Raw genomic sequence first — 8,522 nt, forward strand, 5'->3', positions numbered from 1 at the left:
TCTTTGAATAAGAGTTTAGAGTTGAAGATAGAGAAAATTATGTCTATTCAAGAATTCGCATTTCAATTATCTAAAAAAGTTCAAGAACAACATTCTGTTAAGATTGGTCGTTCACATATTTATGAATTAATAGCATTAGATCAAGGCTATAAAACTTACAACGCATTTATTGCTCAAAACCTTTTACTCGGATCTGAATACGATGATTCTGAAGATTATTATCAACATGAATTAATTGATGCTCTAACTTTAGAAATATTGAACAATCCCCCTAAAACAGATTATTCAAATTATAACGAAGATGAACTGCATTGGGACGATTATGAAGGCCGTTCATTACTCGAGCATATTACAGCAATTATCATAAAACTTAAGAATCTCTTGAAAATCGATATTTCAGAAGAACTTTATTTATCAATTTCTAAAACTATCTATCGAGAACTTTTATGGCTAAATTTAGAAGCCATTAACTTTAGAAGCTTAAGAGAAGGGTTAAGCTATATCAATTTTGAAAATGGGCCTGTAACTGATCTAGAATTTGAAGACGAGTATATTGAGTTTTCACAAATAGAAGAACATTTCGAAAAAATACTTTCTTATGCAAAAGAACGAAACAATGTAGATGCTCATGCTTTAATCGGATCTTATTACCGATATTTAGCTAATCAGATTGCACCTTATGGTCGTTCTGGCTCAAATTTTGGAAGCCAATGGGACAACAATAAACAAAAATATATCCATTCTGACGAAACTAAGAAAAATAAAGCTCAGTATGAAGAATATATAAAACAAGCTGAATATTTTGAATCTTATAATCAAAACTCACCACTAAATCTAGATGAAATTAATTGGGATGCCGATACAGAAACAGTCTATAAACAAGTTCTATACTTGTGTAATCGTGGTGATATTGATGCAATTGAATATTTTCTTTACGAAAAAATGTTCAAAACTGATGAAGAAGCATGGCTATACATCTATATAGCACAACATTGTGATGTTGATTTTACTCAAGATGACTTCAGAGCTTACAATGCCTACACTGGAGAAGATTATGACGACTATGGGCCTATAGCAATTTCAGGTCGTGAAGCAATTCAGTATGCTATAAATTTGCCTGAGTTAAATAAAGAAAAAGACGATTTAGCTCGAAAGCTTGCCCAAGAGTTATTTGAAGAAATTTAATTTAGTATCTCAATTTATAATATCTAAAATGGGAGTTATTGCACTCCCATTTTTAGTTCTTGCAGATAATATCTCTGGGTATTTAACAAACTGGTCTATGAATCTTTAAATCCCTAAAATACCTATCCCCCATTTGCATTCACTCCTGAAAACGCTACGATGTAAAACAAGCTGCTGCCATAACCAGAACTCTCTATGCTCGATATTCACGCGAAACTGCCTGCTCAAGGTCTGAGTATTTTTAGTACCATGTCTAACTTGGCACAACAACTGAATGCCTTAAATTTATCGCAGGGTTTTCCCGACTTTCCCCCACCTGCAGCATTACTGGATGCTTTAAGCCAAGCCACACACGCAGGCTTCAATCAATATCCTTCGGGCGATGGTTACTTGCCACTACGCGAACAACTGGCACAGCAATTTTTACAGCGTGATCAGCTAATGCTTGACCCGATCAGTGAAATTACCATCACCCCAGGGGCAACACTGGCTATTTTTAGCATCATGCAAACCGTGCTGCAGGCAGGCGATGAAGTCATTATTTTTGATCCAAGTTATGACAGTTATGCACCCTGTGTAAAATTGTTGGGTGCAAAAGCCGTTCATATTCCGCTGCAGGCTCCACATTTTCAGGTGGACTGGAATATGGTCAAAGATGCGATTCATGCCAAAACCCGCATGATCATCATCAACACACCACATAACCCCACAGGCACAGTATGGTCAGCGCAAGATTGGCAGCATTTAATTGATGTTATTCAGGAACATAATATTGTGGTGCTGTCCGATGAAGTCTATGAACATTTGGTCTTTGATGCGCATCAACACCGCTCTGCACTGTCTTTTCCTGAGCTTAGGGAACGCAGTTTTGTCGTGGGTTCCTTTGGTAAAACTTTTCATGTCACAGGCTGGAAAACAGGCTACTGTGCGGCTGCACCTGCCTTAATGCAGCTCTTTCGCCAAGCCTATCAATTTATTAATTTCTGCGGAGTTAGCGCTGTGCAAGTGGCTTTGGCAAATTATATGCAGCAGCACCCTGAACATATTGCAGAACTGGCAAAGTTTTATCAGGACAAACGTGATTTGTTTAATCAAGGCATTGCCAATTCACGCTTTCAATTCAGCCCTGCACAAGGCACTTATTTTCAAAATTTAGATTACAGCAATATCCGTCCCGGCTTAAATGCTGTCGATATGTGCCATTTTCTAGCCGAGGAGCACGGCATTGTCGGTATTCCTGTGTCTGCATTTTATCAAACCCCACCCGATGATTTACGTTTAATCCGTTTCTGCTTTGCTAAAAAAACCGAAACCCTGTTGCGTGCAGGTGAAATTTTATCGGCAATTTAAGCGGCAACAAATGCCACTGAGTTACTGAAAAGCTAAGGCTTTTTATGACCAAATCATGCTAGGGTGAAATTTCAAACAACCGCATATTGAAGCGCAGGATTTGGCATGGCAAGACCTCAGGCACTGGTCGATCACCCTCAGCTTTGGAAAACCTTTTTGGTGTTTCTATTGCCACTGATTGCCACCAATATTTTACAAAATCTTTCGGGCACCATTAACACGATTTTTGTCGGGCAAATGCTCGGTGTGGAAGCCATTGCTGCGGTGTCGGTATTTTTTCCCATTATTTTTTGCCTGATGGCCTTTGTGATTGGGCTTTCGGCAGGATCGACCGTGTTGGTCGGGCAAGCGTGGGGCGCACAAAATGTCGAAAAAGTGCGTTGTATTGTCGGTTCGACTTTATTTATGACCCTAATTGGCGGCAGTTTCATTGCCTGTTTGGGGGTGATTTTTGCCGAACAAATTTTAATATTATTAGGCACAGACCCTAAAGTGATGCATCTATCCCTGCCGTATGTGCAATGGATGTTGGCAGGCAGCCCACTGCTGTTTGTTTATATTATTTATACCTCTATTTTACGTGGAGTGGGCGATAGCCTTACGCCACTCATTGCCCTGAGTTTGACTAGTTTAATGGGATTGGTGATTACCCCCATCCTGATTGCAGGTTATTTTGGCTTTCCTCGCTTGGGCATTATTGCCCCTGCAATTGCCACCATTCTGGGCTATCTGGCTGTTTTAATTTTTTTGGTGATTTACCTGAATAAAAAGAATCATCCCTTAAAAATGGATGTGCATCTACTACGTCAAATTCGGCATCAACCCAATTTAAGCAAGGTGATTTTACGCTTAGGGATTCCCACAGGCTTACAAATGGTCACTACCTCTATGGCAGGTTTGGTGATTGTCGGTTTGGTCAATCGGCATGGTGCTGAGGCCACTGCCGCCTATGGCGCAGTTAATCAGGTGTTGAACTATATTCAATTTCCTGCGCTATCTATTGCAATTGCCGCTTCAATTTTTGCTGCACAAGCCATTGGTGCAGGCAAAGCCGAATTACTGGCTAAAGTGACCCGTACAGCCTTAGGCATGAATTTGCTGATTACAGGTATTTTAGTCACCTTGGGTTATTTATTTTCTAAATATCTGATGGCGTTGTTTATTACCGATCCTGCGGTGGTGGTACTGGGTCAGCAGCTCTTATTTATTGTGTTATGGGCCATTTTATTTTTTGGTGCCAGTGCAATTTTTGCCTCCATTATGCGCGCCAGTGGCACGGTCAATGTTCCAATGATCATCAATATTTTAGCGATTGTTTTAATTGAAGTACCGTGTGCTTATTTCTTCAGTCAGTGGTGGGGTTTGCAAGGAATTTGGTATGCCTATGCCTTGGCATTTGTGAGTCTGTGCATCGGTCAAGGTGCATATTATCAATTTGTCTGGAAGAAAAAAACCATTCAGGTTTTGGTCTGAATGGTCTTTTATATTTGTAAGTTAGATTAACCGCGTTTCTTGCCCAACTTAGTCGCCCATGCGGTAACTTTCTGATAACCCGTTGGAACAATACGCTGGATTAAATCCAAAGTTTTGGCATCATTACCAATCAATAAACGGCGCTTGTCTTTTTGTACCGCTCCTAAAATTTGGCGCGCCGCTTCTTCAGGCGGGCAACGCAATAATTTATTAAAAGCACGTGCCGATTTTTCAGGATTCATGCCCAAAGTGCGCATGCTGTCGTTCATTTTAGCATTGTTGGCAATATTGGTACGAATCCCGCCTGGATGCACGCTCAACGCACTCACACCACAATTTTCCAAATCCAATTCCTGACGCAAAGACTCGGTAAAACCGCGCACCGCAAATTTGGTTGCGTTATAAGCCGACTGCGTTGGCTGTGCAGTTAAACCAAATAAACTGGAAATGTTAATGATATGACCATCTCCCGTTTGTTTGATTAAAGGCAAAAATTCTTTGGTGCCATATACCACGCCCCAAAAGTTAATCCCCACAATCCACTCCAGCTCTTCGTAAGTTGCACCCTCTACAGTAGAACCCAAAGCCACGCCTGCATTATTAAAAATCATATTGACCGAGCCGTGGTCTCGCACAGTTTCTGCCGCCCAAGCACGCATTTGCTCCAGTTGAGATACATCCACCTTTTTAATGGTCACACGCACATTGCTGTCTTTTAACAAGTCTACAGTTTGGGCCAAACCTTGTTCATTCACATCACTAAGCGATAAATGACAGCCTTGCTGTGCCAAAAGCACTGCCAGTTGCTGTCCAATCCCCGAGCCTGCACCTGTAATTGCGGCAACTTTATTTTTAAAATTTTTCATGTGGTTTCCTTGAGTATGTTGCCTGCACAGTTCAGACCTGCTTGTTTTTCTGTAGGGCTGTGCAGTTATATCGCTTTCAATATAATTTTGACAATAACTATTGTCAATATAAGTCAAAACGAATATCGCAAACAAATATGAAAACATAGGTTTAACAGATAATTATTGCTAATATAAAACCCATTAACGAATTTATTTGGCTCAAGTGAAGATGACAGAACAACTGCCCATCCACGCAGATACACAACAACAGCCCCAGAAACAACAAAAAGAACGTCAGTTTAAAGGTCTGTCTTTAACTGAACGCAAACAGGCACGTCGGGAAAAACTGATTGAAGCGGGTATTCAGGCCTATGGTACGCATGGTTTTTTTGCCGTGACTGTCAAAGATATTTGTACCGAAGCCAAACTGACCGAGCGTTACTTTTACGAATCCTTTAAAAAAAGCGAAGAACTATTTCAGACTATTTTTTTAAAACTGATTGATGAATTGCAGCAAAATGTCATGCAAGCCATTATGCAAGCCTCGGCTGATCCTAAAAAAATGATTGATGCAGGACTGACTGCTTTACTGACCACGCTAAAAAATAACCCGCAAATGGCACGTATTATTTATATTGATGCCATGCTGGTGCAAGAACTACATAACCAAGCCACCATTCACGAAACTATGTCGCGTTTTGACCGCATGATTCAGGCCTTTGTCATGCTGATGATGCCGCATTTAGACCGCCCCAACCGAGAAATTTCACTGGTAGCGACAGGCTTAAATGGTTATGTCACCCAAATTGCGATTCGCTGGGTGATGAGCGATTTCAAACAATCCATGGAAGATGTCTTGTCTTCTTGCCGTATTGTATTTTTATCGTTATTACAGACCTTTTCGGAAAAAGAGCAAGCTTTTGTGAAAGATTCTTCGACATTGTCATAAAATCGAAAAATATTCATAATATTTTTCAAATTCAGAGGGGTCTGCTGACATTTCATAAATGGCTTGCGCTGTAGGCTAAAACTGAGCAGATCAGGCAGGGAATAGTGGGTCTATTGCCAAGTTTCATAACGCAATCTGAGAAAGTTTTAGCTACAGTCCTTCGGAACGAGCATATTTTTTTGCCGCTATTGCGTTATGAGTCAGTCACTTAGAATAACTAAATTTCCTGCCTCATGCCTTATATCAGCTAAAAAATCTTGCGAGATATATCTCTCACGTCGCAAACATAGACGAAGTGTCAGCAGACCCTATTTACTTTGACTGAACCTGTTCAGTTTTTTCATCAAATCGACACTATTTTGTCACAAATTATTGCAAAAATAGCCCATTCAACCCTTTCTGCAATGATACTGTCATAATTAATCTTTGTAATAAGCCTGTCATAAATAAAACGGTCCACCGTTAACATCTATAGGATATTGCGTTGTGAAAGATGACTACATTTTAATCGTCGATGACGAACTTCCAATTCGGGAGATGATCCATACCTCTTTAGATATGGCAGGCTTTCAGTGCTTACAAGCAGAAGATGCAAAACAAGCTCATCAGATGATTGTCGATCAACGTCCAGCGCTTATCTTGCTTGATTGGATGATGCCAGGCGGTGTCAGCGGTGTAGACTTGTGCCGTCGCCTAAAACGCGATGACAACCTTGCTGAAATTCCTGTGATTATGCTCACTGCACGTGGCGAAGAAGATCACAAAGTTCAAGGTTTAGATGCTGGCGCGGACGACTACATGACTAAGCCGTTCTCGACCCGTGAACTGGTGTCACGTATTAAAGCGGTCTTACGTCGTGCCAATGCCTTAAGCGGTGAAAAAACTATTGATGCCAACGGTTTAATTTTGGACCCAGTCAGCCAGCGTGTCAGTTTTGGTGACAATATTTTAGAAATGGGCCCAACCGAATATCGTCTATTGGCGTTCTTTATGACGCACCCAGAGCGCGCTTACACCCGAGCGCAATTGCTTGACCAAGTCTGGGGCGGGAATGTATATATTGAAGACCGAACTATTGATGTGCATATTCGTCGTTTACGTAAAGTTTTAGAACCGTATGGCGTAGACCGTTTTGTACAAACGGTACGTGGTACAGGCTATCGCTTCTCGACACGTGCGGATGTTGCTTTAGGCTAAAATTATTTTATGTACGAACCTTACCCAGTCCCTGAACTCGCCCGTGACCTCAAACAAGTTCGTTACAGCAGTTTATGGACTTTTGCCAAACAAGATTTTCGTTTATTGGCCTTTTTCCTAATTATTGCAAGCTTGATTGGTTTTGGGATTGGGTATTTTGGGATTTGTATTAGCCTCGCCTTTTTGCTGTTTTTTCTTCAGCAAATGCGCTCCCTCTATTTAGTTAATGATTGGATTTCCAATCGTCCTTATGATGTGCCGCCAAATCTGCATGGTATTTGGGGTGCATTACTGTTCAATGTTTATCGCTCACAACGTCAGGAACGTATCGTTCAGGCCGAAATGGTCGGGTTGATTGATCGCGCCCAGTCTTCATTGGTGGCGTTGGATGAAGCCGTGATGCTGATTGATGAAAATCATCAAATTGAATGGTGGAACCCTGCTGCTGAAAAGCTATTGGGTATTCAGCCTTTAGACCGTGGACGCAACATCCTCACTATTTTGCGCCAACCTAGTTTTATTGAATATTTTAATCATATTGATCAAGCACCTGACGGTTTAAAAATGAAATCTAGCGTGCATGAAGGGCAATATGTGCAAGTCAAAATGACTCAGTTTGGTGGCGATAGCCGTTTGTTATTTGCTTACGACATGACGCGTATGCATAACCTAGAACAAATGCGTAAAGACTTTGTCGATAATATTTCACACGAATTACGCACTCCGCTAACGGTGCTGAGTGGTTATATCGAAACCTTTACCGATCAGGATGATATTAACCCGCGTTGGAAACGTGCTTTTGAGCAAATGCAGTCACAAACCCGACGCATGAATGCTTTAGTGAATGACCTTCTGCTGCTGTCACGTCTGGAAAATGAAAAAACCATCGCCAAAAATCAAATCATTGAAATGCCAAGTTTAATGAATCAATTATTTGACGATGCACATGCCTATAACGTCGATTATGGACATACACTCAACTTAAATATTGACAGTCATTATGATCTGATTGGTTCAGATGTAGAATTGGCCAGCGCCTTTAGCAACCTAATCACCAATGCAATTAAATACACCCCAAAAGGCGGGACGATTACCATTGGCTGGCATGATAATGGCAATCAAGGCTATTTTACTGTAGAAGATACTGGCATCGGGATTGATCCGAAACACTTACCACGCTTAACTGAACGCTTTTATCGTGTAGACAGCGCGCGTAGCAGACAAACAGGCGGCACAGGTTTAGGTTTAGCAATTGTGAAGCACGTTTTGATGCAGCATAATGCACACTTAGAAGTCGAATCTAAAGAAAATCAAGGCTCTATATTCAAAGCTGTGTTCCCGAAAGAGCGTTTGTATTACGAGATTTAATAGGAAAACTCTCCCCTCTTATAATCATAGGTATCTACACAATTTCCATGTTTTGCGTTAAATTGAAGAGCATGCTCTTCAATTTTAACATCTCTCGCTTAGATCAGCGCCTTGTCAAACGTTACAACAACCTTGTTCAGTTCAATATGAAT

At 40.9% G+C, this 8,522-nt stretch carries 7 protein-coding genes; 6 read left to right on the top strand and 1 reads right to left on the bottom strand.

What is annotated here, in order from left to right; translation table 11 throughout:
* Positions 1-39 precede the first annotated feature (39 nt).
* From FTU39_RS12355 to FTU39_RS12365, 3 genes are all read left to right on the top strand, one after another.
* Positions 40-1,185, top strand: coding sequence for a hypothetical protein (locus FTU39_RS12355; RefSeq protein WP_180052242.1), 1,146 nt, complete (start codon positions 40-42; stop codon positions 1,183-1,185).
* A 195-nt stretch (positions 1,186-1,380) separates the two neighbouring features.
* Entirely contained in the window at positions 1,381-2,535 is a 1,155-nt protein-coding gene (locus FTU39_RS12360; protein WP_096901502.1) for a methionine aminotransferase, read from the top strand.
* Positions 2,536-2,640: 105 nt separating this feature from the next.
* Positions 2,641-4,008 (top strand): MATE family efflux transporter, encoded by a 1,368-nt coding sequence (locus tag FTU39_RS12365; RefSeq protein ID WP_096901501.1) that lies wholly within the window; start codon positions 2,641-2,643, stop codon positions 4,006-4,008.
* Positions 4,009-4,034: 26 nt separating this feature from the next.
* Here the strand turns inward: FTU39_RS12365 and FTU39_RS12370 are convergent, their stop codons facing one another.
* Positions 4,035-4,874: an SDR family oxidoreductase gene (locus tag FTU39_RS12370; RefSeq protein WP_180052243.1), complete on the bottom strand. Its 840-nt coding sequence runs from the start codon at positions 4,872-4,874 to the stop codon at positions 4,035-4,037.
* Positions 4,875-5,085: 211 nt separating this feature from the next.
* Here FTU39_RS12370 and FTU39_RS12375 point away from each other — a divergent pair, with 211 nt between their 5' ends.
* From FTU39_RS12375 to phoR, 3 genes are all read left to right on the top strand, one after another.
* Entirely contained in the window at positions 5,086-5,805 is a 720-nt protein-coding gene (locus tag FTU39_RS12375; protein WP_179994144.1) for a TetR/AcrR family transcriptional regulator, read from the top strand.
* Between the two features lie 486 nt (positions 5,806-6,291).
* Positions 6,292-7,002: a phosphate regulon transcriptional regulator PhoB gene (gene phoB, locus FTU39_RS12380; RefSeq protein ID WP_004974162.1), complete on the top strand. Its 711-nt coding sequence runs from the start codon at positions 6,292-6,294 to the stop codon at positions 7,000-7,002.
* 9 nt (positions 7,003-7,011) lie between these two features.
* Positions 7,012-8,370: a phosphate regulon sensor histidine kinase PhoR gene (gene phoR, locus FTU39_RS12385; RefSeq protein WP_180052244.1), complete on the top strand. Its 1,359-nt coding sequence runs from the start codon at positions 7,012-7,014 to the stop codon at positions 8,368-8,370.
* Positions 8,371-8,522: the final 152 nt, after the last annotated feature.

It is taken from the genome of Acinetobacter sp. YH12099, assembly GCF_013419195.1.
In the GTDB taxonomy this organism is placed as follows: Bacteria; Pseudomonadota; Gammaproteobacteria; order Pseudomonadales; family Moraxellaceae; genus Acinetobacter; species Acinetobacter towneri.